Origin of the sequence: Herbaspirillum lusitanum (assembly GCF_026127345.1) — a bacterium.
Taxonomy (GTDB): Bacteria; Pseudomonadota; Gammaproteobacteria; order Burkholderiales; family Burkholderiaceae_D; genus Herbaspirillum; species Herbaspirillum lusitanum.
Window position 1 is genome coordinate 120,134 of record NZ_QXFG01000005.1, and the last position, 26,839, is coordinate 146,972.

Below are 26,839 nucleotides of genomic sequence, written 5' to 3' on the forward strand. Positions count from 1 at the left end.
TCGGCCGGCTGTTCCCGGCGGACCCGCATTGAAAAAACGGAGAGGATGCGCTTAGTGACGATATTTCCGCTGCAGCGGCAGCAGCATGTCGAGCAGTGCGGCGAAGGCGCCGCTGCCATGATGGGAATGCTGTTTCTTGTCTTCGTACATGCGCGCATCGGCGCGCTGCATCAATTCTGCGATCGGGGTCGCGGCGTCGCTGTCGACGTGGCCGACGCTGTAGCACAGCTTGTAAGCGCGTTTGGCGCTGCGGTTGTGCAGCTTCACGGCCTTTTCCAGGAAGCGCAGCGCGACTTCGGCCTGCTGCTTGCCGGTGTTCGGCAGCAGCACCGCGAACTCGTCGCCGCCGAGCCGTCCGACAATGTCGGACTGGCGGAAGTTGCGCGACAGGATCGCGCTGAAATCCTGCAGTGCGCGATCGCCTTCGGCGTGGCCGAAACGATCATTGATCTGCTTGAACAGGTCGAGGTCGAAGTAGAACAGCGAGACCGGCTTGTCGAGCCGTTTGCACAGGCTCAGCGCTTGCTCCGACATGGCTTCGAAGCCGCGCCGGTTGGGAATGCGGGTAAGTTCATCGACAGTCGCCAGTTCCATGGCGAACAATTCCTGCTCGGCCATTTTGGCGAGATCGCGCAGCAGCGCCTGGTCGTCATCGTCGAACGCGCGCGGCTGGTCGTCGATCAGGCATAGCGTGCCGAGCTGGTCGCCATTGCCGACCCGGATCGGGCAGCCGGCGTAAAAGCGCACGCGCGATTCGCCCATGCGCAGCGGATTGCCCTGGAAGCGCTGGTCCAGCACCGTGTCCTGCATCACCAGCAGATCGGCGGCGGCGAAGGCGTGCCGGCCGTCATCATGTTTTTGCAGCGGCCACCGGCGATGCGCCTCCACCAGGCTGACGAACGCCACCGGCACGTTGAACAGCCGCTTGGCCAGGCGCGTCAGGCGCTCGAAGCGTAGTTCCGCGGACGAAGCGAGCAGGCCGAATGCATGCGATGCGTTCACTTGATAAAAATCATGCGGCGACATGTCAGGCATCTTCATGGGCTGTACTCGATTCATGGCAACGGGCTAATCAAACTTGTCTTTTGCTCTGCATGTTTTGCAACATTCTGAGCAGAAGGTATTCCCGGTAACGACAGGCTTGCCGTTTTCTGAAGCGAGACGGATGAAATTTACACTTGTAGCGACGGCATGTTTTTATGGAAATATTTTTAAAAGGAAATTATTTGCCGCCATGAAATGATGCGCTGATGCGATTCAGTCAGGCGCGAAGCGCCGCAGCACCGCGAACGCTTCATCACCCATCAGCGGCCCATCCACGGTCATTGCCGGCGTGGCCGCGGCCAGCACCTCGGCGCTGCGCAGCGGCAGCAGCGGACCGCCGAGCGCTTCGGCGATCTGCGCGGTCGACGCGGCATACACCACGCGCCGCACGCCGCCCCAGAACATCGCGCCGCAACACATGGCGCAGGGTTCGCCGCTGGCGTAGACGGTGCTGCCGCGCAGGGCGCCGAGGCCCAGCTGTTTTTGCGCGGTGCGCACCAGCACCATTTCTGCGTGGCCGGTGCAATCGGCGGCGCTGTTCTGGTTGTTGGCGGAGATCAGCAGGATCTCGCCCCGGGCCGACACCAGCGTCGCGCCGAACGGCATGTCGCCGTTGGCCAGCGCCTCCCCGGATGCTTCGATGGCCAGTCGCATGGCCTTGCTGTCGCTGTCGTTGAATGTCATTTTATTGGTCCCATTATTCTTCTCACATTTCGTCGATGGGAGTGGAACTGGCCTGCGCCTTCTCCAGCGAAAACCGCTCGCCGGTCTTGATGTAAAAACTGGCGCCGAAACGGCCGACCGGATGATAGTCCTGCAAACGCACGCGCCACAGTTCGGTGTCCACCAAGCCGTCGCGCGCCGCCAGCCATTGTACGCGGCCGATGAAAATGTAGCGGCTGGCGGTCTCCAGCTTCTCATGCAGCACGCATTCGAAAGCCACCGGCGCTTCGGCGATGCGCGGCGGCGCCACGCTTTGCGACGGCACCGCATGCAGTCCCGCATGCGCCAGTTCGCTCACGCTCGACGGCAGCGCATCGCCGCAGGCATGCATCTGTTCGCACATGGCCTCGTCGGTCAGGTGGACGACGAATTCTCCGCTCCTGAGGATGTTCGCAGCGGTATCCTTCAAGCCGCCGTCCTGCAGGCGATTGATGCTCACCATCACGATCGGCGGATCTTCGCCGACCATGTTGAACATGCTGAACGGCGCCGCGTTGATGGTGCCGTCTTCGCCCAGCGTGGTGATCAGCGCGATCGGCCGCGGCACGATCAGGCTGGCCATCAGCTTGTAGCGCTGGTAGACGCCGAGCGCGGAGAAATCGATTTCCGTCATGGTTGTTTTCCCTGTATGCCTTCCACGTACCACTTCATGGTCCATAGCTCCGACTCGGGCACGGTCTTGCCGGCCGCGACTTGCAGCTGTCCGGCCTGGTTGTTGACCGGACCGGCGAACGGTTGCAGCGTGCCCGCGATGATGGCCTTGCGGCGTTGTTCCACCAGCGCGACGACATCCTTGGGCAGCGCCGGATTGAGCGGCGCCAGTTGCACGATGCCTTCTTTCATGCCCCATTTTGTATCTTCGGATTTCCATTTTCCTTCCAGCACCTGGCGCACCTTGTGAACGTAGTACACGCCCCAGTTCAGCACGTTGCCGGTCAGGTGCGCATCGGGGCCGAAGCGCGTCATGTCCGAGTCCTGGCCGAAGGCGTACAGCTTGCGGCTTTGCGCGACCTGCACCGGCGCCGGCGAATCGGTGTTCTGGTACAGCGTGTCGACGCCTTGCGCCACCAGCGTCTGCGCGGCGTCGCGTTCCAGTCCGGGGTCGTACCAGGAGTTGATCCACACCACCTTGGCGGTCACTTTGGGATTGACGCTGCGCGCCCCCAGCACGAAGGCGTCGAGGTTGCGGATCACTTCCGGGATCGGGATCGGCGCGACGTAGCCGAGCGTGTTGGTCTTGGTCATGCGGCCGGCGATGGTGCCGAGCAGGTAAGCGCCTTCGTAGAAGCGCGTCTGGTAAATGCCGACATTGCGCGCGCTCTTGTAACCGGAGCAGTGCTCGAAGATCACGTCGGGATATTCCGCCGCCACCTTGATCACCGGATTCATGAAGCCGAACGAGGTCGCGAAGATCATCTTGCAACCATCGTCGATCAGCTGGCGCATCACGCGTTCGGCTTCGGGGCTTTCCGGCACGCGCTCGACGAACACGGTTTCAATGCGCGTGCCGAATTCGCGCTCGAGCATGCGACGGCCGAGATCGTGCTGGAACGACCAGCCGATGTCGGCCACCGGACCGGGATAGATGAAGCCGATCTTGAGGCGCGGTGTACTGGTGGCGGCAATGGTCGGTGCGGACAAGGTTGACAGGGCTGACAGTGCAGTTGCGCCCGAGGCGAACAGAAATTGACGGCGTTTCATGGCGGGAAGCTCCTTGCATGGATGGACAATGGTCGGGGCTGGGTTGCCCTTGAATTGTATACATGCAAATTAAATGCCAGCCATTATATGTATTTAACTATTTGATTTATATATGATTATTTTAATATTATAAATTGTATACATTTGTTGAATTTGGTGCAAAAGACGTGTTTGCACCAAGCGCGGGCGCGCAAATGGGGCGAAGCGGGAGAACGTGAACGTGAAAAGGCAGAAGAGACGAAATCAGGCCGGCAATTGCAGCCGCGCTTCCAGCGCCAGCAGATGGCGCTCCATTTCGTCGGCGGCGGCGTTGCCGTCGCGCAGCGACAGCAGCTCGACCAGGCGTGCATGTTCGTCGTGTTCGCAACTGGCTTCGCCGGGCGTTTCGTACAGGGCCACGATCAGCGAGCAGCGCGTCATCAGTTCGGTCAGCATGCGTTGCAGCACCGCATTGCCCGACAACTCCGCCAGCGCCAGATGGAAGCCGCCGGCCAGCGCTACCCAGCGCGGATGGTCCTGCTCGTGCAGCGCATCGTGTTCGGCGCGCAGGCGCTGCTTGAGGCGTTCGATGTCGCCATGTTCAATGCGGCGTGCCGCTTCGCGCACGATGGCGCCTTCGATGGCGCGGCGGGCGGCAAAGACGTCGCGGGTTTCCCTGGGACCGGGCGTGGCGACGGCGGCGCCTTTGTTGGCAACGATCTCGACGATCTGCGCTTCCGACAAGCGGCGCAGCGCCTGGCGCACCACCGTACGGCTGACGCCGAACTGTTCGCACAGACTGGCTTCCTGCAGGCGCGTGCCGGGCTTCAGGCGGCCGTGCATGACGCCGTTGAAGATGGCTTCGTAGACGCCCTGGTCGAGCGTTTCAGGCGGTTCGGCGGGACGCGATGCTTTCATGGGGACGGACTGAGGTGCAAATGATTGGGTGCCATCATAGCCTGATTCAACCTGCGTAACGGTTTCAGGACTTGGCCTCGTAAAACGCGCCGCCCATGCCGTCGACAGTAAACTGCATGCGCAAGACGCGTTCGGCGCCGCAGAAGTATACGTGCCAGTTTTCAGTCCAGCTGCCCTGCACCGGATAGGTGCCGGCCACCAGCGGTTGTTTGAGCGGCAGCCAGACGGCGTCGCCGACTGCGCTGACGTCCTTGATCGACATCAGGCGGAAATCCTTGCACAGCGTCGAGTTCGGCGTTCCGCTGCGTTCCGCCGCCAGTCCTGCCGCCGTCATGACGGTGGGGATGGCGTCGGCGATCAGCTTGGGCGCGGCACGCGATGGTCCAAGCGTGTCCACCTGCTGCGCCAGCGCCAGGTATTTCCGGTGATCGGGCGACAAGTTGGGAATGCCGTCAAGCAACGTGCGGATCTGCTTGGTGGTGCCGGCGCCGCTTTGCTCCAGCAGCAAGGTCGCCAGCATCAGTCGCGCCGGCAGGTAGCCGGCGGCAGCGGCGCCGGCCAGGCCGTCGATGGCTTCGATCTGGTCGCCGCGCTCGGCGATGCTGCGGCGGGCGATGGCGTTGTACTTGCGGTCGTCGGCCTTGCCGTTGACCATGAACTGGTTGGCCGGATCGAGCGTGTAGGCCTGCCACAAGCCGTAGCCGGCGCGCTGGTCGCCGCCGGCGATGGCCTTGCGCGTCCACGCGCGCGCTTCGGGGAAGTTGACCGGCAAGCCCTTGCCCGGCAGGTTGAGGTCGCCATAGATCGCGGCGCAGGTCGGCTCGCCGCCTTCGGCGCATTCGCGCGCCAGCTTCGCGCCTTGCTTGACGTCGCGCGCGGTGCCGAGGCCGCGCAAGGTCATCAGCGCGAGGAAGGACTTGGCGCGGTTGTCGCCCTGTGCGGCGAGTTGCGAAAACTCGCGGTAGGCGGCTTCGTACTTTTGTTCGCCGTAGGCGTTGACGGCGCTGTTGATGTCGGCGTGCGCCGGCAGTGCGGCAATGGACAGCAAGCCGCACAACAAGGAGGGCAAGGCGGCGCGGATGAAGGACTGCTTCATGGTGATTCCCGGAGAGGCGAAACCGTCTATTCTAATCCGGCTCGGAGATCGAGCTCCGGTTGCGCTTCAATACTGGTCGTACTTGCGCGATTGGCCCCTGACCTTGTCGGCCGGATATTTCTCGCGGTTGAGTTGCATCTTCTCGATCACGGCGTCGTAGAGGTCGACGTCGAGGCGATCGGCCAGGCGGATCAGATAGACCAGCGAATCGGCCAGCTCATGGCGCACGCCGGTGCGGCGCGCGTCGTCTAGCTCATCCTGTTCGCCGGTCTTGAGCCACTGGAAGTGCTCGACCAGTTCGGCCACTTCGACCGACAAGGCCATGGCGAGATTTTTAGGCGTGTGGAATTGCTGCCAGTCGCGTTCTTCCGCGAACTGGCGCACGATGTCGCGCAGGGCGACGAGGTCGGAAGAAGGAGTGGGAGAGGGGGAAGGAGAGGGCATCGGGCTGATTGATCCGGTTGAAGTGAAGAAGGATCAGAGACTATAGCGCCGATTGCATCCGGCGGCGCAATGATCATTGCTACCGCCGGACAATCTTCAGAACGTATAGTTGACGGCAGCCATGGTGCCGTAGTTGGTGCGCGCCTTCACGATCGGGCTGTCGCCGGCTTTCGTCATGTAGCGGGTCGCTTCGGTAGCGGCCAGCAGCGACCAGTTGTCGTCGAAACGATGGGTCCAGGTGATCGCGGCCTTGACGGCGTACAGCCCGGAGCCCGGCGTATATTTTTTGTAGCCGCTGGTCGCGCTCTGGTTGGCGGTGACGCCGAAATAACTCTGGTTGTAATCGTTGCTGCCGAAGAGCGCGCTGCCGGCCACGGCGAGTTTGTCCCTGGGCATGGTCATCACCGTGGCGTCGACCTTGGCGTAATAGTTGCGGCCACGGTCGCGATTGCTCAGCGGCTGCGAAGCGCCGGCACTGAGCGTCAGGTTTTGCGTGAGACGATAGCCGAGGCTGAGGTTGAGCAGCGTCGCGCCCTTGACCTCGCCCATGCCCCTCAATTTGTCGGAACCGGGCTTGAGGCTCTGGTTGGAATCCTTGCGGCCGGCATCGTAGCCGAGCGCCGCCGAGGCGATGAACTTGTCGCCGAAGCCGTGGCGATAACCGATGCCTTCGCCGGCGTCGATGAAGCCGCCCCACGGGGTGACCACGTTGATGACAGGCAATGCGATAGCCTTGTATTCATCGCTGCCGGCGTAGCGCGGCATGTAGGCGGCGCCCAGGCCCAGCGTGATTTTGGTTTCGCTGCCGGCAGCAGCAGTCTGTTGCGCCGATGCCGGAATGGCGACGGCCGCGGCAAGCGCGGCCGCTGCGGCTGCATTCGCTGCGATGGCGATGCGGCGATGTGAAGATGTCATGGTTTCTCCTGTGATGAATGAGCGCCATTGTCGGCATCTGCAGCGTTGCGGTCTGTGGGAGTTTGGTGAGGAAAATGTGTGGCCGTGTGTCAACATGTGTTTGTTTGTAATGCGCCGGCACACGTGCTTGCGACGCAGCTATCATGCGCACGGGAAGCACATTGGAAAGCCATCGGGGATGAAGAAAATACTGTTGATCGAAGACGATGTACGTCTTGCCGAATTGATATCGGAATATCTGTGCCGCTACGATTTTGAAGTGGCGGTGGTGCTGCGCGGCGACCAGGCACTGGCCGCGGTCGCGCGCGAGAAACCGGACGTGGTGATCCTCGACCTGATGCTGCCGGGCATGGACGGCATGGATATCTGCCGCCAGTTGCGCAAGGATTCTTCGCTGCCGGTGATGATGCTGACCGCGCGCGCCGACATTTTCGATCAAGTCGCCGGCCTTGAAATCGGCGCCGACGATTACATGCTCAAGCCGGTGCAGCCGCGTCTGCTGCTGGCGCATCTGCGCGCCATCCTGCGCCGTCACGAAGGCCAGTCCGAAGCGGTCGAAGTGCGCCAATTGCAATTCGGCGAACTGCAGATCGATCTCGCCGCGCGCCAGGTGTGCTGGAAGGGCGAAGAGATTGATCTCAAGACTTCCGACTACAACCTGTTCGTGATCCTGGTGCAGGCCGCCGGCAAGGTGCTCAGCCGTGACGAACTGCTGCGCCGTTGGCGCGGCATCGACTTCGACGGCATGGACCGGACTGTCGACGTCAGCATTTCGCGCCTGCGCAAACGCTTCAACGACGATGCGCAGGAACCGCGCAAGATCAAGACGGTGTGGGGGCGCGGTTACCTGTTCAGTCCGATCGCCTGGGAGGAGTAAGTGCTCCGCAATCTGGTTCGCTTGTATCTGGTTATCGCTGCCCTGGTGGTGGCCTCCATTCTTGTCGTCAACTACGGTTTCCCGCATCTGTTCGCGGGCCAGTTCGCCAAGGCCGTGCGCGCCGGTTTCAATGGCGAAAGCTTCATGCTCAATCGCCTGTTGTCCGGCCGCAGCCAGGCAGATCAGGAAGCGTTGCTGGCGCAGTTGCGCGCGGCAGCTCCTGAACGTTACAGCCGCCCAGTGCAGACGCTGGAGCAATTGCCGCCGTCCGTGCGCGAACAGCTGGCGCAGTATCCCGTCGGCTGGGAACTCACCGGCAGCAAATGCTGTGTGGTCTACGTCAGACTCGACGACGGCGGACTGGTGCGGGTGCAGTCGCTGGAAGAATTGCCGATGGTGGAAGTAGTAGCCTACGTGCTGGTCTTCAGCACCATCCTGGCGGCGGTGTGCATCTGGCTGATCCCGCATTGGCGCGACCTGGAAAAGCTGCGGCTGGCGGCGGCGCGTTTCGGCGGCGGCAGGCTCGACGCCCGCGTCGGGTTGTCGGGACGCTCGTCAATCCGGCAATTGAGCAGCCACTTCGACCGCATGGCGGATCGCATCGGCAAGCTGATTCATGCGCAGCGCGACATGGTCAACGCGGTCTCGCACGAGTTGCGCACGCCCTTGTCGCGACTCGAATTCGGCCTCGACATCCTGCAGCATCACGCACAGGATGCCGCCACGGAAAATCGCATCCTCGGTCTGCGCAAGGATGTTGAAGAGCTCGAGGCGCTGGTGGCCGAGCTGCTGACGCTGGGCATGCTGGAGCACGACCGCCAAGGTGTTTTCACCGAGACCGTGGCCTTGCCGGAATTCCTGCGCGATACCTGCGGCGTCACTGCCGAAGCGCTGGCGTTGGGCAAGCTCGAACTGCGCTGCAGCGTCGACGCGCAACTCGCGACCGTGGTTACCGAAGCGCGCACCCTGGCGCGCGCCTATTCCAACCTGGTGCGCAATGCGGCGCAACACGCGAATTCAGTCATCCGCATCCGCGCCGAGATGGCGGCGCCGGATGCATGGACGCTGGTGGTGGAAGATGACGGCGCCGGCATTCCGGAGGCTGAGCGCGAGCGCGTGTTCGAATCTTTTTACCGGCTCGACCAGAGTCGCGATCGCGCTACCGGCGGCTACGGCCTCGGCTTGTCGATCGTGAAAAAAATCGTTGCGCGCCACGGCGGCAGCATCAGCGTCGGCGGCAGCGAACTGGGCGGAGCGATGTTCATCATGCGTTTACCGCTGCGGCAACTGCCGCCCTGAATACGGACCCGCGCAGAATCCAAATCAAATCAGAAGCCGAATTCCGGACGGAGGTAGGCGGCCAGCCAGATCAGCATGGCAATCGTGGCGGCAAGCAGAATCTTGTTGCTCGGCATGGCGAGGGTTTTTGTTGTTGGGGTGCCCGGCATTCTAGGCTGGTAAAGGCCGCGCAGGTATGTCTATCTGTGGGCTAACTGTTTAAATTTGTGCGAACCGGGGCATTCCTGCGTCCTTTTCAAGAAAATTGGTCTGACCTTTTTACCTTCCCGTCGGTATCTCGCTGGCAGCGCCGGCAGCACGTTCAGCGCGCCGTCAGGGGCGGTGACAATCGCCGGATACCAGACCGTGGCAGGGCGTCGCCGGAGAGAAAGACGCAAGCCGCCGATTCTGCGACACTGCGGGTTCTGCCAACCAGCGAAAACAGACCCATGAACGGCAACTGGACCGACGGCTATGTCACCGACATCGGCTATACCCACGGCTACTATCCGCAACTCAATCCGGCGCGGCTGCAACTGGCGTTCGCCGCCGCCGGCCTCGACAGTCCGCTGGTGCGCACTGCCTGCGAACTCGGCTTCGGCCAAGGCCTGAGCATCAACATCCATGCCGCTGCATCGCCGGTGACCTGGTACGGCAACGACTTCAACGCGGCCCAGGCCGCGCATGCGCAGACGCTGGCGCAGGCGGCCTGCAGCGGCGCGCAACTGGAGCAGGCCAGCTTCGCCGAATTCTGCACGCGCGAGGATCTGCCGCAGTTCGATTTCATCGCCATGCACGGCATCTGGAGCTGGGTCTCGCCCGACAACCGCGCACTCATCCGCGACTTCGTCGACCGTCGCCTCAAGCGCGGCGGCGTACTCTACGCCAGCTATAACACCCAGCCCGGCTGGGCTGCGTTCATGCCCTTGCGCGACCTGCTGCTGCGCCATTTCGATATGCCGTCCAACGCCGGCAAAGGCAGCGCCGAACGCATCGATGCGGCGCTCGATTTCGCCGAGCGCATGTTCGCCGCCGAACCGGTCTACGCACGCGCCAATCCTTTCATGCAGGAGCGCATCGCGATCCTCAGGAAACAGAGCCGGCATTACCTCGCGCATGAGTATTTCAACCGCAACTGGCACGTCGAGTCCTTCGCCGACATGGCGGCGACCTGGTCCGGCGCCGGGCTGGAGTTCGCTTGCTCGGCGGATTTTCGCGACCATCTCGACATGGCCAACCTGACCCCGGCGCAGCGCGAATTCTGCGACGCCGTCGACGATCGTCACCTGCGCCAGAGCGTGCGCGACTTCATGGTGAACCAGCAATTCCGTCGCGACTACTGGGTGCGCGGTGCGCAGGCGCTGGACGCCGCCAGCCACCAGGCGCTGCTGGCGCAACAACGGGTGACCTTGCTGACCGTACCCGGGCAGATCCCGATGACGCTCAAGACGGTGTCTTCCGAGATCACGCTGAACCAGCATATCTACGGCCCGGTCATCGCCGTGCTGGCCGACGGGCTGCCGCATTCGCTGGGCGAGATCGCCGGCATCGTCGGCAGCCGCAACCTCGGCCTGCAGCAGGTGCTCGACACGCTGATGATGCTGATCGGCAACGGCCACGCGGCGCCGGTGCAGGCGGATGCCGACATCCTGCACGGCCGCGGCGGCAGCGCCGCGTTGAACCGTCACCTGATCGCGCAGGCCGTGCACGGCAACGCCGACGGCGACATCGAACACCTGTGCAGTCCGGTCACCGGCGGCGGCGTGCCGGCCGATCGCATCCAGCAACTGTTCATGCTGGCGGTGCTGGAAGGGCAAGAGGCGCCGGACGCCATCGTCGGTTTCGTCTGGCGGCACATCTCGGCCGGCGGCAAGAGGATCGTGCGCGACGGCATCCGCCTGGAGGACGAACAGGCGAACATCGACGAACTGAGCCTGCAGGCGCAGCGTTTCTTCGTCGAGCGGCTGCCTTTGCTGCAAGCGTTGCAGGTGATCTGAGATAACCTGTTTCTTTTTGGAAACTCGCAAAGTCATGAATTTTTTGCAAGGTCTTCCGGGGATAGGGGCCTGCAAACTCGGGTAACATTGAGCCGGTTTCTGGACAGAATCCATCTGCATTTCCGAGAAGAAAAAATATTTTGAACAATCTGTTGCGAGTCAAATGGACGCTCAAAGCCAAGGTCATTATGGTCGTGGTTGCCGCCGTCCTGGTGACGACCGCCGTGATCGTGGCGGTCTCGCTGACCATCATGCAGCGCGACATCAAGACCCTGATCGGCGCGCAGCAGTACACCACGATCAAGATGATCGCCACCGCCCTCGATGAAAGTTTCAATACGCGTCGTGTCGCCCTGCGGTCGTTGTCGCAGGGCTTGCCGCCGGAAGGGCGGCATGACGCACATCAGCTACAGGTCTATCTCGCCAGCCACACCAGTTTGACCGAGATGTTCTTCAACCTCTCGGTGTTCGACTCCAACGGCCAGCTGGTCGCCAACTTCAATGACACCAGCGCCATCGGCCGCTTCAACGTGGCCGACCGCGAATACATGCGACGCACGCTGGAGCTGAAGCACGGTGTGATTTCCGAGCCGCTGCGCAGCCAGATATCCAAGCGCGCCATCGTGCTGATGACCGAGCCGGTATTCGACGACAGCGGCAACATCGCGATGGTGTTCGTCGCCAGCATCGACCTGCAACAAGCCAACTTCCTCGGCCAGTTCACCAACACCAGGATTGGCAGGACCGGCTTCATCTACATCATTACCTCCAAGGGCATCATCGTCGACCACGTCGACAAGGCGCGCATCCTGCAGCATGTCGACCACGTCGGCGGCAAGAGCGGCGGCACCGAACAGGCGCTGGCCGGTTTCGAAGGCAGCATGGAAGGCCTCAGCCGCAGCAACCAGCCGGCGCTGTTCTCGTTCAAGCGCATGAAAACGGTGGACTGGATCATCGGCTCAATCTACCTGCGGGAGGAGGCCTTCGTGCCGGTCCGCGACATGCAGAACAAGGCGTTGCTGGTGTCGTTGTCGCTGGCGGCGCTGGCCGGCTGGCTGGCCTGGCTGATCATGTCGCGCCTGATCGATCCCTTGCTCCGGCTGCACGGCCACATCCAGAAAATCCGCACCTCCAAGACCTATGACGAAGTGCCGCTGTCGTATCGCGACGATGAGATCGGCGACCTCGGCAGCGCCTTCAACTCGCTCATGCGCGAACGCAAGGACGCCGAGATGGATCTCGACCAGGCACGCGTCAACCTGGAAAGCATGAACAAGGCGCTCGAACGGCTGGCGCTGGAAGACGATCTCACGGGGCTGGCCAACCGCCGCCAGTTCGATCTGAGCCTGCAAGAAGAATTCAGCCGCGCCATGCGCAACGGCGTGTCGCTGGCGCTCGTGATGATCGACGTCGACCACTTCAAGCAATACAACGACATCTACGGCCACCTCGCCGGCGATCAGTGCTTGCGCAAGGTCGGGCGTGTGATCAAGGCGCAGCAGACGCGTCCGGGCGACCTGATGGCGCGTTACGGCGGTGAGGAAGTAGGCATCCTGCTGCCCGGCGCCGACGAGGCCGGCGCGATGGCGGTGGCCGAACGCATCCGCCTGGCGGTGCGCCAGCTCGGTCTGCTGCATGAAGGCAATGACGCAGGCATCGTCACCATCAGCGCCGGCGTCAGCGCGTTCGTGCCGATCCGCGACATCGACGCCGCCGACAAGCTCATGCGCGCGGCCGACAAGGCGCTGTACCTGGCCAAGGCGCAGGGCCGTGATCGCATCTGCAGCAGCAGCGAACTGTCGACATCCGCGTAAGGCTTCTTTCAGTTTTTCTTGTACTGGCGTGTGATCTTCTTCGCCAGGTCGAGGAAATTCTTTTCCGCCGGCGAGATGCTGGCGGTGCGACTCACCAGGGTGATCGGCGCCACCAGCGCCGGTTTTGCATCGCGGATACGGCAATACACCACGCTGTCGCGATGGAAATCCTTCATCGACGCCGGGACCACCGAGATGCCGCCGCCGGCTGCGACCAGGCTGATGTTGGTCAGCATGCGTTCGACTTCGGAGGCGATGTACGGAGTGAATCCAGCGTTCTCGCACGCCTCGATCAGGCGTGAATACATGCCCGGCGCACCGTGCCGTCGCACCAGGATGAATTGTTCGTCGGCCAGTGCGCGCAGCGACACGGTCGGCATGTCGCCTTTCTGCTGCTTCTCCAGCAGCGCATGTCCCATTGGCAGGATCAGCAGCATTTCTTCATCCAGCAATTGCAGGAAGCCGATGCCGCGTGGCTGGCTGACCGGTGCACGCAGGAAGCCGAGGTTGACCTTGCCTTGTTCGATCTCTTCGGTGAGTTCCGCCGCATTGCCTTCGCGCAGGTCGAGGTGCACGCCGGGGTAGGCGTCGCGATACGCGCGGATGATGCCGGGGATCAGCGGATGCGCGGCGGCCGAGCTGGTGAAGCCGATGACGATGGTGCCTTCGAAGCCTTGCGCGGCGCGTGCGGCCTTGGCCGAGGCCAGTTCGACGCTGCGCAGGATGGCTTTGGCTTCCTGCAGGAACGCGGCGCCGCCGGCGGTCAGCTCTGCGCCTTTCGGGTGTCGCCGGAACAGGTCGAAGCCGAGTTCCTTCTCCAGCATCCTGATCTGGTGGCTCAACGGGGGTTGCTGCATCTCCAGCCGTTCCGCGGCGCGGGTGAAGTGCTGTTCTTCGGCGACGACGAGGAAGTAGCGGAGGTGGCGGAGTTCCATTGTTGTTATCTCTTTTTGGTTTGGAAGTCGGGATGTGGATACATTTTACATCTGGTGTGTATGCAGTCGGCCCGTGCATTGTTGATGACTATTTTTCTTCGGTCTGCCAAGCCGGGCTATCCCCGGCGAAGGGTGATCGAAGAAAGAACCACCCAAGCTACCGATAAACGGCAAGTCGGAACAAAACAAGAACCACAATAGCGGATAACCCTAATCCCCTCCATTCCCCGCACCTCCCTCCAAACGTATAAAATTTCACCCAATCAATAAATCACAATCTGGAGACCGCCTGCCGCCCAACCAGCCAGGCCGCCCATGAAGCAACCCCTCTATAAAAACGCCTTTCTGCACATGGTCGTCGCCATCGCCATCGGCATTGCGCTGGGCCACGCCGATCCGCAACTGGCGGTGCAGATGAAGCCGCTCAGCGACGGCTTCGTGCGCCTGATCGGCATGCTGATCGGTGTGGTCATGTTCGCGCTGGTGGTGTCGGGCATCGCCGGCATGCAGGACAAGAGGCATGCCGCCAAGGTCGGCGGCAAGGCCATCGTCTATTTTGAAATCATGACCTTCGTCTCGCTCGGCTTCGGCATGCTCGCCGCCGACCTGCTGCAACCGGGTGCCGGCTCCCATCTCGATCTGTCGCATGTCGCCGACGGCGCGCACTATGCGGCAAGGCTGTCGACCTCGGGCGTGGCGGACTTCCTGCTCAACATCATTCCCAACAGCTTCTTCGAAGCATTCACGCGCAACAGCAGCCTGCAGATTCTGCTGCTGGCGGTGTTGTTCGGCGTCGCGCTGTCGCGCATGGGCGAGCGCGGCCGCAGCCTGCTCAATTTCATCGAAGCCAATCTGCGCATCCTGTTCGGGATGATCAACATCATTCTCAAGGTTGCGCCGCTGGCCGCGTTCGGCGCCATGGCCTACACCATCGGACGCTACGGCGTGGCGTCGGTGCTGCCGCTGCTGCATTTCGTCGGGGCGATCTATCTCGCCAGCATCGCCTTCATCTGCGTGGTGATGGGACTGATCGCACGCGTGGCTGGCGTCAACATCTTCCGCCTGATCATCTTCATCAAGGAAGAACTGCTGCTGGTGTTTTTCACCACCTCGTCCATGGCGGCGTTGCCGGGACTGACAGAAAAGATGGAACGGCTCGGCTGTTCGCGTGCGGTGGTGCGGCTGGTGCTGCCGACAGGCTATACCTTCAATCTCAACGGCACCAACATCTATCTCACCATGGCGGCGCTGTTCCTGGCGCAGGCCGGCGGCATCGAGGTGAGCCTGTGGCAGCAACTGTCGCTGCTGGCGATTTGCATGCTGACGTCCAAGGGCGCCACCAGCGTGACGGGCTCCGGCTTCATCGCGTTGGCGGCGACGCTGAGCACGTTGCAAATCGTGCCGGTGGGCGGCATCGTGCTGCTGCTCGGTGTGGAGCGGCTGATGAAATGCCGCTCGCTGAGCAACGTGATCGGCAATTGCCTGGCCTGCGTGGTGGTTTGTGCGTGGGACAAGGCGCTCGATCGTGAACGCATGACGCGAGCCTTGCGCGCGTGAGAAAGTCCCGGACTGGCCGGGACTGGGAACCTGCTCCTGTTTCTGCTCTGAGAATCTTCCGATTCGTCGTGCCGACTTATTTGCCCAGCTTGTAGAACGTCTGATCCAGCTTGGCAGATGCCGCCGCCAGCTTCTGGCGCTGCTGCGCCAGCCATGCCTGATCCTTGGCCAGCTTGTTCTTTTCCACACCGAGCATGCGCTCGACTTCGGCGCGTTGCGGACCGCCCAGGCCCTTGCTTGAGTCCAGCATGTTCTGCGCCGTCAGCGACTTCTTGTACTGTTCCTGCGTCAGCGGGAATTGGTTGCGCTCGAAGTCGAATTTCTTGACCGCTTCGGTATAAATCTGCTGCACCACGTCGAACGGAATGTCGGCCGGTTTCATCTTGTTGGTGCGGCCGTAGGTCACCAGGTCGGAGGCGAAATGGTGGCCTACGCGGAACGGCACATCGGAGTCGCGTTGCAGGATGTCGGCCAGCTCGGTGGTGGTCGAATAATCGGCATCGACTTCCTGCAATGCACGGGCCTTGTCGATGACCAGGTTGTCGAGCAAATCGGCCAGCTTGACGAAGGCGTTGGAAGTCAGCTCCAGGGTCTTCTCGACCTGGTCGCGCTTGTAGTCGGGCATGCCGGGTGAAACGTTGTGCGCCTCCAGCTGGAAGGTCATGGCGCCGCCTACGATATCGCTGGCCTGCAGGCGCAGCACGTTCAGTCCATAGGGATTGCGCTTCTGCGGCATGATGCTGCTGGTGCCGGTGAGGCGGCCTTCCTGGATCATGATCCACGGATAGGGCTGGTGATATTGGGTGTGGAAGTCCTGTATCAGGATACCGATGGTCAACGCGGCGTTGCTGCACAGGCTGACCAGTTCCATGCCTTGGTCGAGCGCGCCGAGTTGCGCGGCGTCGTAGGAGTTTTCAATCGGACCATCGAAGCCGAGCAGTTCCGCCAGGCGCTTGCGGTCGACCGGGAAGCTCGAGGTGCCCAATGCGCCGGCGCCGAGCGGACTCAGGTTCAGGCGCGCATAGGATTCCTGAAGACGAGCGCTGTCGCGACCGAACGCCGAGGAGAACGCCAGCAGGTAGTGGGCAAACGTGGTCGGCTGCGCCTGCACGCCATTGGTGTAGGCCGGCACGATGGTGTCGAGGTTTTTTTCGGCCAGCTCCAGCACTTCCGCCTTTGACTTGTTCATCGCTTCCATCAGATCCAGCGTACGCTCGCGCTGCATCAGGCGGCGGTTGGTCGACAGGATGTCCTGGCGGCTGCGGCCGGAGTGCATGCGCGAACCGTCGGGGCCGGCGATGGCCAGGATCAGCGGTTCATATTGCAGGTAATCGGACGGCCGCTTGGCGTTGGGCAGGTCGCCGTTCTTGATGACCTGGTCCACCGCCGAGACGATCTTCTTGCCGAGCTCGGGCGGCACGATCTTGTTCTCGATCACCATCACCGTTGACGCCTTGTTCATCTCGCCGAGGAAGTAGAAGTAATCGTGGTACGGCGACTTCTTGCCGGCCGGCGCGGCATGGGCCGCACTGGCCATCGTCATGGCCGCCAGCGCCAGTGTGGCGATGCGAAGGGAAAAAGGTTTATTGAGCATTGTCGTTACCTTGAGTGCTGGAGTTGGATGAGGAAGAATTGCCTGCCGGTTCGCTCGCCTGGCCGGCCGTGGCGACATCAATGGTCAGACGGCGCACGCTTTCGTTGAACGGCGAGAACACGTTGCTGTTGCCGCTCGGCCGGTTCCAGGCGTTGGCGACCTGATCGGTTTGCAGCGCGGCGGTGACTGGCGCGGTGGCGGCGTTGGTGAGCAGGTTGCTGATGCCGCGGCCGAAGTTGTAGATCACCACGCCGCTGCCGCTGGCGGCGAAGGTGGTGGCGTCGCCGCTTTGCACGATCGGCGAGCCGTTGGGTGCATTGACGTTGACCAGCAAGACGCCGTCGACCACCTTCAGGGAATTGGTGCCGCCGGTGAAGCGTATCCCGGCGGCGCCGTTGCTGCTGACGTTGAGCGTCATGCCAGCGCTGCCGCCGGTGCTGAGGGTATTGAAGCCGTTGGTGCTGCTGCCGACGAAGGCGATGCCGTCGCCGCCGCCTTTGGCGGTGCCGTTGAGCGCAATGGCGCCGCTGTTCGATGAGATATTTACTCCGGCCGCGGCGCCCGAACTCGGACTGCGGATCGTGATGCCGGCGCTGCCCGACGCACTGCCGCTGGTGCCGTCCAGCGTCAGCTTGCCGGTATTGGTGGAGATGCTTGTGCTGCTGGCATTGGTGGACGGATAGATGGTGATGCCGCCGGCGTTGGTCGACATGCCGGTCACGGTGACCGAGCCGCTGCCGGTGGCGCGCAGCGAGTTGGTGCCGGTCAGGATGCTCACGCCGTCGCCGTAGACGCTGGAGCCGGTCACGTTCAGGGCCCCGTTCTCCACGCTCACCAGCGCGTTGCCGCTGCTGTAGAAGCTGACGCCGTCGCCCTGGTCGGCGGCATTGCCGATCAGCGTGACATTGCCGGAACCGGTGGTCTGGATCTTGTTGGTCACGCCGAGGATGGCGATGCCGTGATCCAGCTCGGGCACGTTGGGTGAATGGAAGTTGCCGTTGAGCGTGATGTTGCCGCCCTGCGACGAGATATTGTTGACTGAGGCGGTGCCGTTGCCGCCCAGCGCGATGGCGTCCGAAGTGCCGACCGAGTCTCCGCGCAGCGTGATGTCGCCGCTGACCGTGGTGACGCTGACGCCGATGGCGCTGCCGCTTGAATTGAAGAAGATGCCGTAACCGCCGAAGCTATTGGTGCTGTTGCCGTTGATGGCGACGTTGCCGCTGGTGGCGCCGATATTGACGACGGCGTTCAGCGCCGACGGCGCGATATCGACGCCGCGTCCCGATGCGCTGGTGCCGTTGAGGCTGATGTTGCCGGTGGTGGTCTTGACGTTGACTGCGGCATATTGGCCGCCGACATCGATCGACAGCGCCTTGAACGAGCCGCTCGAATTGTTGATCACCGTGTTGTTGCCGGTCATCGTGATGTTGCCGGCGGTGCTGGTGACATTGACCTGCGCACCGGCCGCCGAGCTGGAGCCATTGCCGGATGCAATCAGCGCCAGCGCCGGCGTGGTGCCGCCCGAGGTGTTGCCGGTCAGGTTGATGTTCCCAGAGGATGAGAGATTGATCAGCGAACTGGCGCCGGTGGAGTTGAGCACCGTGCCATAGCTGCCGGTGCTGCTGCCGTTGATGTTGATGGCGCCGCCAGCGGTGGCGTTGAGCGTGACCGAACCGGTGCCGCTGGCTGCCAGGTAGACGCCGCGGCTGGCGCCGGCGAAGCCGCCGCTGTTGGCCTTGACTGTCAGGTTGCCGCTGCCGACGGTGAGCGTCTGCGACGACGTTGCCGCAGTCGAGCAGACCAGCACGCCGAAGCCCGAACTGGCGTTGCCGCTGACGGTCAGGTTGCCGGAGCCGGTGGCGGCGATGGTGTTGTTGGTGCTGAAGATGCGCGTACCGTTGCCGCTGCCCAGCGTGGTGCCGTCGACCACGATCGAGCCGCTGCCGTTGGTGACAATGCGGCTGCCGCCGGTCACCACGAACGCATCGGTGGCGACGGAGACGTTGGCCTGGTTGGCGACCATGTTGATGTTACCGCCGCCGGCGTCAATGGTCGATCCGGAAACGTTGATCGTGTTGCTGCTGGTCGTGAGGTTGCCGCCGTTGGTCGAGATGGTGCTGCCGGAGAGCGCGATCGAACCGTTGCCGGTATTGCCGAAGTTGGCGATCAGGGAGACGTTGAGCAACTTGCCGGTGGCGTTGCTGATCACATGATTGCTCATGTTGATACTGCGATGCGCCTGCAAGGTCAGCGACGAATTGCCGACCGCCTTGACGTCGTCGAGCACGTTGATGTCGCCGCCATTGGTGGGACTGCCTGCTGCGGTGAGGACAACCACGTTGGCGCCTTCCGACAAGGAGGCGTTAAGCGTCGCCGAGCTCAGGGTGGAGTTGGCCGCGCCGCTCGAAGTGAAGGGGGAGGACGCCGTCATGTTGACGCTGGCGGCGCTGGTGATGTTGAGGTTGTACGGATCGATGAGCCAGTCGCCGCCCTGTCCGGATACGGCGCCAACGTGCACCAGGCCGCTGGCCTGGAGATCGTGGCCGGAGGTTTCCACCGTGCCGCCGCGCCCCGTCGCGCCGCCAGCCTGCGCACTGATGTCGCCATGGAAGCGCGTGCTGCCGGTCGACCACAACACCACCGTGCCACCGTTGCCGCTGTGGACGGCGTCGGCCTTGATGGTGGCGTCGCCGCCCATGAAGACGGCGTCGGACTGATGCTCCGTGCCGTTGCCCTGGTAGTTGCCGCCAACCAGCACGGTGCCGCCGCCGGCGTCGCCGGACGCGTCGATGCGAGTGCCGTCGAACAGGCCGACGTACTGGCCGAGGACTTTGGCACTGCCGCCGGTTTCGCCGCTGCCGAGGCCGGATACATTCAGCGTGCCGCTGTTGGCGACTACGCCGCTGTTGTCACCCGTACCGCCGTCGAGCAGGATGCTGCCGTTGCGGTTCCGCAGGCTGCGGGCTTCGATCACACCGCTGTTGTTGACCACGTTGGACAACATCGCATCGGTGGCGCGCGCGGTCATGATCACGGCGCCGCCGTCGGCTTGCAGCAAACCGCTGTTGAGCACGTTGGCGTTGAGGGTGGCGTTGTTGACTTCGACGTTGATGAGGCCGTCGCCGTTGAAGTCGAGTGTCATCTTTTCACCGGCCGCGAGCACCACGCGGCCGAGCCGCGCGATGATGTTGCCTTCGTTGCGCACCTGCGCGCCAAGCAAGGCGACGTAGCCGCCGTCGGCGGCAGTGATGTTGCCCTGGTTGATGACCGAACCGGTTGCGCCTTCCAGATCGAAGGCGTTCTTGCCGGCCATGAAGTTGGCGTCGGAAATGTTCAGCGTCGACGCCACCAGGCCGCCGACGTTGACCGAGGAACCGGCGCCGAACAGGATGCCGGATGGGTTGATCAGGTAGACCTGGCCGTTGGCGTTGAGCTGGCCGAGGATCTGCGAGGCGTCACCGCTGGTGACGCGATTCAGCGCTACCGACGACGAAGTCGGCTGGACGAAATTCACGGTTGCATTGGCGCCGATATTGAAGGTGTTCCAGGTCGCGGCCATGCGGTCGCTGGTTTGCGTGACCGTCATGGTGGTGCCGCTCTGGCCGATGCTGCCGCTGCCGGCGGTGATCTGGCCGTTGGTCGGCAGCGCGCCGGCGTCGAGCGCGTGCGCCGGCAACACCGTCAGGCCGCACCAGGCGGTGAGCACGGCGACGCACGCCGGCTTCAGCGCCGGGTGGATCTTTTTATTGCGATTGTTTCGGGAAGCTTGTGTCATCGCACACCTCAGAACGTGTAGTTGAAGCCCACGCCGAGGGCGCGGATCGTGGTGCCCACGCCAGCCGACAGGCCGGTGGCGCCGAGCACGCCGGAGACGGCGTAGTTGTAGTTCGCCAGCGCTTCATTGCGCAGGATCACGTACTGGCCGAAGAAGCGCGTTTGCTTGCTGTACTTGTACGAGAAGCCGACCGCCTGCGATGTCGCCCCCATGCCGTCGGTGGAGCATTTGACATTGTTTCCTGAAATCATGCTGCAGTCGCCGGCCAGCGCCTTGGCCGTGCTGGCGCGCAATTCGAGCGCGCCGATCTGATGCGAGATGCCGACCATATACGCGCGGCGGCGATAGTTGGACATGTCGGTCGAGGTCGTGCTGGTGTTGACCACGCCGGATTCCGAATACGACAGATCGTCGGCGATCAGCGAGATCTTGGTCTTGCCGAAATCGTAGGCGACGCCGTAGCGGAAGCTGAAGTCGCTCGACGAGGTGCCGGCGGTCACATGCGTGCTGCTGCCGACGCCGCGGGCGTCGCGGCCGAGACTGGCGATGCCGAAGTAATTGACGTGCTGTTCCGCTGCGACCACGGCGGAGAAGCCGCCGTTTTCATACGCCAGGCTGCCGCCGTAGAGGTAGCCGGTGGCGACGTCCGAGGCTGCCTTCATGCTGTTGTTGGAGTACGCCAGCTTGAGCTGGAAGCCGTATAGCTTCGGCGACCAGTAACCGATCAGGCCGTCCTGGCGACGGTTGAAGGCGGCGTCGTCGTTGTTGGAATTGATGGCGTCGCCGGCGGGGCCCGAGTTCTTGGTGATGCTGGTGACGAAGCCGGGCGAGCCGATGATGTTGTAGTGCGCCGCGCTGGTCAGGCCCTGGAACGGATCGAAGGAGGTGGTGCTCTCCTTCATCGGCGTATCCCAGCGGCCGTACATCAGCGTACCTGCCGACGGATGATTGAACGCCACGCCGGTGTTGCGCAGGTCCTGCGAGTGGGTCCAGTCGGGTACGGCTTCGGCGCTGCGGTTGGTGTAGTTCAGCGACAGGCCCATTTCGAGCTGCCACAGGAACTTCCATTGGTCGTACAGCTGGATGCCGCTGTGCGCACCGATGTAGGAGACGTTGTCGCGCACGCGCCAGAAGCCCGGCATGTTGCGGCCGTTGGGCGTGGCCAGTTTGCTCTGGTCCGCGGCGGCCGCCGGTGTGGCGCCATCGCGGTTTACGTATTCCGGCACCAGGCCGAGCGAGCCGTAGATAACGAAAGCGGTTTCCGGTTCTTCGAAATCCTCGCCCTTGCCGGTGGTGTCGGAACCGAACGCCGAGAAGGCCTGCGGCGAACCCGAGACCGAGATCCACAGGCGGCGTGCATTGCGTTGCTCGGTGGTCGGATTGACGCCGGGCGAGTACGCTGCAGCGGCGTTGAAGACCAGGTCCTTGTTGTAGACGTTGACGCCGACGCCGTAGCCCGAGCGCGACTGATGGTTTTCGCTGGAGTCCCAGGGATTCTTGTTGACGGTGACGCGGCCGGCATCGGCGAACAGCGCCGCTTCGACGACGGAGTTGCCGTACACCCCGATCAGCTTGCGCAGCTCGATGCGGCCCACTATGCCTTCGTCGCCGGCGGCTTCGCCGACCGGATAGGCGCGCACGCCGTTGGGGCCGCCCAGGCTCATTTTTTCGGAAGCGTCGAGGTTCTTGTTGGCGAACTGCGCGTTGACCGCCGCCAGCAGCGAATAACCGCCGCCCAGTTGCTGCAGGCGGCTGAACGAGACATTGCTCTTGCTGTAGTTGCCGGCGGCCTTGGACGTGATGGCGTCGAGCGCAGCGTCGTTGGCGGTTTCCTTGTCGAGCTGGCCGCGCCCGTAGCGCAGGCTCCACATGTTGTTGCCTTGCGCGCCGAGCAGGTTGTCGCGCCAGTCGCCGTACAGCGTGGCGCTCCAGAAGCGCGCCGACTTGCCGACCACCGTGGCTGAAGTGATGTCCTGGAAGTGGCGGAATTCCGCCGCCAGCGACAGGTTGACGTTGGCCTTGCGGCTGCGGTACAGCGCGTCGTTGATGAAGAAGCTGGACACCTTGGCCGAACCGCTGGCTTGCGCATCCTTGAGATTCTTGCCGACGTTGTATTGCAGTTCGGCGACGCTGGCGCCGACCGATACGCCGCTGGCGCCGATCGGCATGGCGAAGCTGAGGCCGGCGATGCGCAGGCCTTCGAACGAGTTCTGGGTATTGATGCCGAAGCTCTCGCCGAGGCCCAGCGCATCGTTCAGGTTGATGTTGGCGGACAGGCGATTGGCGCCGGTGTAATAGTTGCCGTAGTTGTCGATGGAGACGCGCGACGTAATTGCAGTCATTTCGCTGACGCGGATCACGATGTCGGTCGCACCGGCTTGCGTCGATGGGCGCAGCACTGCTCGCACCGAGACGCCGGCCAGGTCGGCCAGGCGTAGCAGGGTGCCTTCCAGTTCGCTCTCGCGGATGACCGTGCCGGGCTGGAGTTCGTCGAGGTAGCGCTGCAGCACCGCCTTGTTCAGGCGCACGTTGTTGTCGGTGTCGGCGCTGACCTGGCCGATGACGCCTTCGCGCACCGCGATGGCGATCTTGCCGTCGCGGATTTCCTGCGCCGGCAGATAGGCGCGCGCAACGATGTAGCCGCGTTCGCGGTACAGGTTGGTGACCTTGGAGGCGGCGCGGCGCAGGCCGTTGAAATCCAGCTCCTGGCCGATGAATTCCTGCAGTTCGGTTTGCAGGCGGGCATCGTCGATGGCGGCGTTGCCGCTGAGCGTGAAGCCGCTCACCTTGACGTTGACGGCGGGCTGCTGTTCCGGTGTCGGCGCAGGAGCAGGAGTAGAGGCATCGTCGGCGTCCTGGGTTTCCTTCTCGATCTGCACGCGGCGGCGCGGTTGTTCCTGCGTTTGCAGGCGCTCGCGGTCGTTCGGCGTGAGTTGTTGGCGATTGGCGTCGAAGATGCTGCCGGAGCTCGGTGGCGGCGTCTGTGCATGAGCGGCCAGCGGCGCTGCGGCCAGCATGGTCATGACCTGTAGCGCCAGCATTTGCCGGCGTTGCGCGGCAAAACGTGGTTTGTTCATTTCCCTGTCTCCTGATTTTTATCTTTGCGGCGGTTTGTCGAACCGGCTTTATTGTTGTTGTGCCGTGTTCACCGCTCCATGCTTGTTGCGTTTTCTCGATGCCTTACTGCGCCGGGAAGATCTTTTCCACGGCGATATCCGAGTTGAACAGTCCCGCCGCCTCGTGACCGACGCCAGGTACTTCGAAGTCGGGGTGATGCACCGGCGTCTTCCATTTCTGCGCCAGGAATTGTTCGTAGCGCACGTAGTTGTCGTGCCGCTCGACGCGCGTGGCGCCTTGCAGGCGCGCGCCGCAGGCCTTGTCGAGGAAACGGTGGTTGGGGTTGTTGTCCTTGCTGCCGACCATGTAGATGACGTCGCGTGCAGCGTAGCGCCTGAACAGTTGCTCGCCGCTGATCTTGCCGTCGGCGCCGAGGCCGTAGGGGATCATCTCGCCGAGGCCGTAGCGGTAATTGTCGTAACCGGGACAGAGGATGCCGCCGGCCGGTGCGAAGCCGTTGTCGCCGGGGCGGTTGTTGTCGAAGTAGAGATAGGACGAGGGGCTGGAGATCACGTAGCGCACCTTGATGCCGGCCTGTTTCAGTTTCTCGTCGCTGTTGTTGAGCACGGCGTAACGCTGCATCAGCTGGCCGCCGGCCGAGTGGCCGATGAAGACGATTTCCTTCAGCGCCGGGAAACGTCCCGAGCTCAGGTAGGTGGCGATGTCGTCGAACACGCGAAACGAGCTGATGCCGGTCTTGCCGTGCGTGGAATCTTGCCCCTGCATCCAGTTGTCGCCGCGCCAGAGGGCCATCTTGTTGTCGGACAGGGCGTCGCCTTCGGTCAGGAAGTTGGGCGTGAGCAGCAGCGTCTGCGTCGGGTCGAGTCTGGCCTTGCGCAGGAAGGCCAGGCCGGTTTCAAAGTAATGGTCGCCGTCGCGCTTGACGCCGTGTTCGAGGATGACGGCGCGGGTGATGGAACTATTCGCGCTGTTTTCCTGCGTCAGTGAATTGTTGGCGTAGATCGCGAAAGCGTATTGCTGCGCGCCGGCGCCGAGCGTGACGACTTGCGGCGGACCGGCTTCGTCCGTGGTTTTTTTTGCATGCGCCACAGGAGGCAGCGCCGACGACATGGCGGCTGCCAGCAATGCGGTATTCCAGAATTTTGCGCCAACGGCCATGATCGACTTCCCTTGCATCTGTGCGGAGCGGAACGGCAGGGACGATCATTGGCGGACTGCGGCGGGCGGGAGTCTGGCGCACAGATGCTGCTGCGCGGTTACGGTCTCCTGCTCATGCCACCGGTCACCGGCGCTGTATCCATCCCTGAGCATGCTTGTTCTTCTTTTGGCCCGATTATAGGAGTCGTATATTGCTATGTAAAATATCTTGATTTATATATGTCGATACTAAATAAGTATCGAGTGATGCGGAGATTGCCACCCTGATTCAATCCGGACGCGCCTGTCGCCGATGCTGGCCGGGGCCGATGCCGAAATGGCGCTTGAAGATGCGGTTGAACGAGGCTTCGGATTGGTAGCCGACCGCTTCGGCGACGGCGGCCACGGTCTGCTGGCGGCCGGCCAGCAATTGTGCCGCCTGCGCCATGCGGGTGCGCGTGAGGATCTCGCCGGGTGTGGCCCCGGCCGCCGCCCGGAACAGCCGGGCAAAGGTGGTGCGCGACAGATGGCAGGCCTCGGCCAACTGGTCCAGCGACCAGGCCCGGCCCGGTTCGGCCAGCATGCAGTGCAGCGCGCGTTGCAGGCGCGGCGAGGCCAGCAGCGTGAACAGTCCGGGTGTTGCCGCAGTTTCCTGTTGTTCCAGCCAGGCGCGCATCAGCAGCGCAAACAGCGCCGACGACAATTGCGTGACCACCGCATGCGCGCCGGGGCGGGCAGGGTCGGCTTCGATCTCGACCTGCAGCATCTTCATCAGCGCCTGCAGCCCGGCAAAATCGGCGCGTCCCGCGGTGCGCACCAGCAGCGTTGCCGGCAGCGACGGTAACAGCGCGGCCGAGGCCGCGGCGTCGAAATGGAACTGGCCGCACAGGATGTCGGTGGCCGCGCCGGCGCCGCCATTTTCCATGCGTATCAATAAATCATCGCTGCGCGTGGCGACCTGCTGCGCGATCGCCTTTCCCCGCCCCGCGTGCAGCTTGTGCGCGCTGCCGCGCGGAAACACCACGATGTCGCCGGCCTGCAGCGCCACGCCGCGTTCGCCGTTGGCTTCCATCAGCGCGTCGCCGGACACGATCATGTGATAGCGCACCACGCCGGGCGCCGACGTCGGTTCGGGCAACTGCCACGGCGCGCCGAAGTGGCAGCGAATGTCGAGCGTGGTGCGTACGGGATAGAGCTGGAGCAGGCGGCTCAGGGTGTCGGTGGCGTGGTTCATGGCGGAAAGATCCGGAAAAGTCTGATTGGTACGATTGGTCAATTAATTGGCGTATTTTGCCATTAAAAATTCCATTCGGTCTCCTTATACTTCTTCCATACCGCGCTCGATTGCAACGGCGCCGGTTGTGAACACATTCCAATTAATTTGTTTGCTCTTATTTTTTCTTACTGAAAGGAAGCATCATGCCCCGTCTCCATACTCAAGATATCTCCACCGCCACCGGCCCGGCCGCGCAACTGTTTACCGCCATCAAGGGTGCGGTCGGCAAGGTGCCGAACGCCTACGCCGACATCGGCTCCAACAGCCCGGTAGCGCTGGAAGCCGCACTCAACCTGGATACAGCGCTGCGCAAGAGCTCGCTCAAGGGCAAGCAGGTCGAAGCCATCAAGCTGGCGGTCAGCGAAGCAGTGGAGTGCGATTACTGTCTCGCTGCGCACTCGCTGATGGCCAAGAAGTTGGGCTTCTCGGCCGAAGCCGTGATCGGCCTGCGCCGCGCCGAAGCATCCGGCGACGCGCAACTGGATGCATTGACCTTGTTCGTGCGGGAGCTGGTGACCACTCGCGGCACCGTGCCGGCGGCATCCGTCGCCGCGGTCAAGGCGGCCGGCTACAGCGACGCGCAGATCGTCGACACCTTGCTGGCGGTGACCGCGATCACCTTCACCAACCTGTTCAATCGCGTCAACGACACGGTGCTGGATTTCCCGGCAGCGGATTGATCGGTATTGCAGAAAAGAAAA

At 62.9% G+C, this 26,839-nt stretch carries 20 protein-coding genes; 6 read left to right on the forward strand and 14 right to left on the reverse strand.

What is annotated here, in order from left to right; all coding sequences use genetic code 11:
* Nucleotides 1-51: 51 nt before the first annotated feature.
* The 8 genes from DXT88_RS04725 to DXT88_RS04760 form a co-directional block, all read right to left on the reverse strand.
* Nucleotides 52-1,041, reverse strand: coding sequence for a sensor domain-containing diguanylate cyclase (locus tag DXT88_RS04725; protein WP_265211817.1), 990 nt, complete (start codon nucleotides 1,039-1,041; stop codon nucleotides 52-54).
* A gap of 216 nt (nucleotides 1,042-1,257) precedes the next feature.
* The gene (locus DXT88_RS04730) at nucleotides 1,258-1,728 is read right to left on the reverse strand and encodes a nucleoside deaminase (protein ID WP_265211818.1); all 471 of its coding nucleotides are present in this window, start codon (nucleotides 1,726-1,728) and stop codon (nucleotides 1,258-1,260) included.
* A gap of 22 nt (nucleotides 1,729-1,750) precedes the next feature.
* Nucleotides 1,751-2,380 carry a flavin reductase family protein gene (locus DXT88_RS04735; protein ID WP_016834576.1) on the reverse strand — a complete coding sequence of 210 codons (630 nt, stop codon included), beginning with the start codon at nucleotides 2,378-2,380 and terminating at the stop codon, nucleotides 1,751-1,753.
* Nucleotides 2,377-3,468: a BMP family ABC transporter substrate-binding protein gene (locus tag DXT88_RS04740; RefSeq protein ID WP_265211819.1), complete on the reverse strand. Its 1,092-nt coding sequence runs from the start codon at nucleotides 3,466-3,468 to the stop codon at nucleotides 2,377-2,379. The genes DXT88_RS04735 and DXT88_RS04740 overlap by 4 nt, the downstream gene beginning before the upstream one ends.
* A gap of 243 nt (nucleotides 3,469-3,711) precedes the next feature.
* Nucleotides 3,712-4,365, reverse strand: coding sequence for a GntR family transcriptional regulator (locus tag DXT88_RS04745; protein ID WP_265211820.1), 654 nt, complete (start codon nucleotides 4,363-4,365; stop codon nucleotides 3,712-3,714).
* A 64-nt stretch (nucleotides 4,366-4,429) separates the two neighbouring features.
* Nucleotides 4,430-5,461: a tetratricopeptide repeat protein gene (locus tag DXT88_RS04750; RefSeq protein ID WP_265211821.1), complete on the reverse strand. Its 1,032-nt coding sequence runs from the start codon at nucleotides 5,459-5,461 to the stop codon at nucleotides 4,430-4,432.
* Nucleotides 5,462-5,527: 66 nt separating this feature from the next.
* Complete coding sequence (locus DXT88_RS04755; protein ID WP_265211822.1) at nucleotides 5,528-5,905, reverse strand: nucleotide pyrophosphohydrolase; 378 nt, start codon at nucleotides 5,903-5,905, stop codon at nucleotides 5,528-5,530.
* Nucleotides 5,906-6,001: 96 nt separating this feature from the next.
* A complete protein-coding gene (locus DXT88_RS04760; RefSeq protein ID WP_265211823.1) occupies nucleotides 6,002-6,820 on the reverse strand; it encodes a MipA/OmpV family protein in 819 nt (272 codons plus the stop codon).
* Between the two features lie 178 nt (nucleotides 6,821-6,998).
* On the opposite strand from DXT88_RS04760, the gene DXT88_RS04765 reads away from it, so the two are divergent.
* The 4 genes from DXT88_RS04765 to DXT88_RS04780 all read left to right on the forward strand — a co-directional run bounded on the left by DXT88_RS04765 (nucleotide 6,999) and on the right by DXT88_RS04780 (nucleotide 12,786).
* Complete coding sequence (locus tag DXT88_RS04765; protein ID WP_265211824.1) at nucleotides 6,999-7,697, forward strand: response regulator; 699 nt, start codon at nucleotides 6,999-7,001, stop codon at nucleotides 7,695-7,697.
* Complete coding sequence (locus DXT88_RS04770) at nucleotides 7,698-8,996, forward strand: ATP-binding protein (protein ID WP_265211825.1); 1,299 nt, start codon at nucleotides 7,698-7,700, stop codon at nucleotides 8,994-8,996. It abuts the gene before it with no gap.
* Nucleotides 8,997-9,424: 428 nt separating this feature from the next.
* A complete protein-coding gene (locus DXT88_RS04775; protein ID WP_265211826.1) occupies nucleotides 9,425-10,972 on the forward strand; it encodes a class I SAM-dependent methyltransferase in 1,548 nt (515 codons plus the stop codon).
* Nucleotides 10,973-11,112: 140 nt separating this feature from the next.
* Nucleotides 11,113-12,786, forward strand: a complete 1,674-nt coding sequence (locus DXT88_RS04780; protein ID WP_016834565.1) for a sensor domain-containing diguanylate cyclase — start codon at nucleotides 11,113-11,115, stop codon at nucleotides 12,784-12,786.
* An 8-nt stretch (nucleotides 12,787-12,794) separates the two neighbouring features.
* Here DXT88_RS04780 and DXT88_RS04785 read toward each other — a convergent pair whose 3' ends face one another.
* Entirely contained in the window at nucleotides 12,795-13,721 is a 927-nt protein-coding gene (locus DXT88_RS04785; RefSeq protein ID WP_265211827.1) for a LysR family transcriptional regulator, read from the reverse strand.
* A gap of 315 nt (nucleotides 13,722-14,036) precedes the next feature.
* Here DXT88_RS04785 and dctA point away from each other — a divergent pair, with 315 nt between their 5' ends.
* Complete coding sequence (gene dctA, locus DXT88_RS04790) at nucleotides 14,037-15,278, forward strand: C4-dicarboxylate transporter DctA (RefSeq protein ID WP_265211828.1); 1,242 nt, start codon at nucleotides 14,037-14,039, stop codon at nucleotides 15,276-15,278.
* 76 nt (nucleotides 15,279-15,354) lie between these two features.
* Here dctA and DXT88_RS04795 read toward each other — a convergent pair whose 3' ends face one another.
* The 5 genes from DXT88_RS04795 to DXT88_RS04815 form a co-directional block, all read right to left on the reverse strand.
* A complete protein-coding gene (locus tag DXT88_RS04795; protein ID WP_265211829.1) occupies nucleotides 15,355-16,872 on the reverse strand; it encodes an argininosuccinate lyase in 1,518 nt (505 codons plus the stop codon).
* Nucleotides 16,862-20,647: a beta strand repeat-containing protein gene (locus DXT88_RS04800; RefSeq protein ID WP_265211830.1), complete on the reverse strand. Its 3,786-nt coding sequence runs from the start codon at nucleotides 20,645-20,647 to the stop codon at nucleotides 16,862-16,864. Before DXT88_RS04800 ends, DXT88_RS04795 begins: the two co-directional genes overlap by 11 nt.
* A gap of 8 nt (nucleotides 20,648-20,655) precedes the next feature.
* Nucleotides 20,656-23,724: a ShlB/FhaC/HecB family hemolysin secretion/activation protein gene (locus DXT88_RS04805; RefSeq protein ID WP_265211831.1), complete on the reverse strand. Its 3,069-nt coding sequence runs from the start codon at nucleotides 23,722-23,724 to the stop codon at nucleotides 20,656-20,658.
* Between the two features lie 103 nt (nucleotides 23,725-23,827).
* Nucleotides 23,828-24,883 (reverse strand): alpha/beta fold hydrolase, encoded by a 1,056-nt coding sequence (locus DXT88_RS04810; protein ID WP_265211832.1) that lies wholly within the window; start codon nucleotides 24,881-24,883, stop codon nucleotides 23,828-23,830.
* A 268-nt stretch (nucleotides 24,884-25,151) separates the two neighbouring features.
* Entirely contained in the window at nucleotides 25,152-26,096 is a 945-nt protein-coding gene (locus tag DXT88_RS04815) for an AraC family transcriptional regulator (protein WP_265211833.1), read from the reverse strand.
* Nucleotides 26,097-26,281: 185 nt separating this feature from the next.
* On the opposite strand from DXT88_RS04815, the gene DXT88_RS04820 reads away from it, so the two are divergent.
* Nucleotides 26,282-26,818 carry a carboxymuconolactone decarboxylase family protein gene (locus tag DXT88_RS04820; RefSeq protein ID WP_265211834.1) on the forward strand — a complete coding sequence of 179 codons (537 nt, stop codon included), beginning with the start codon at nucleotides 26,282-26,284 and terminating at the stop codon, nucleotides 26,816-26,818.
* The last annotated feature ends 21 nt before the right edge of the window (nucleotides 26,819-26,839 follow it).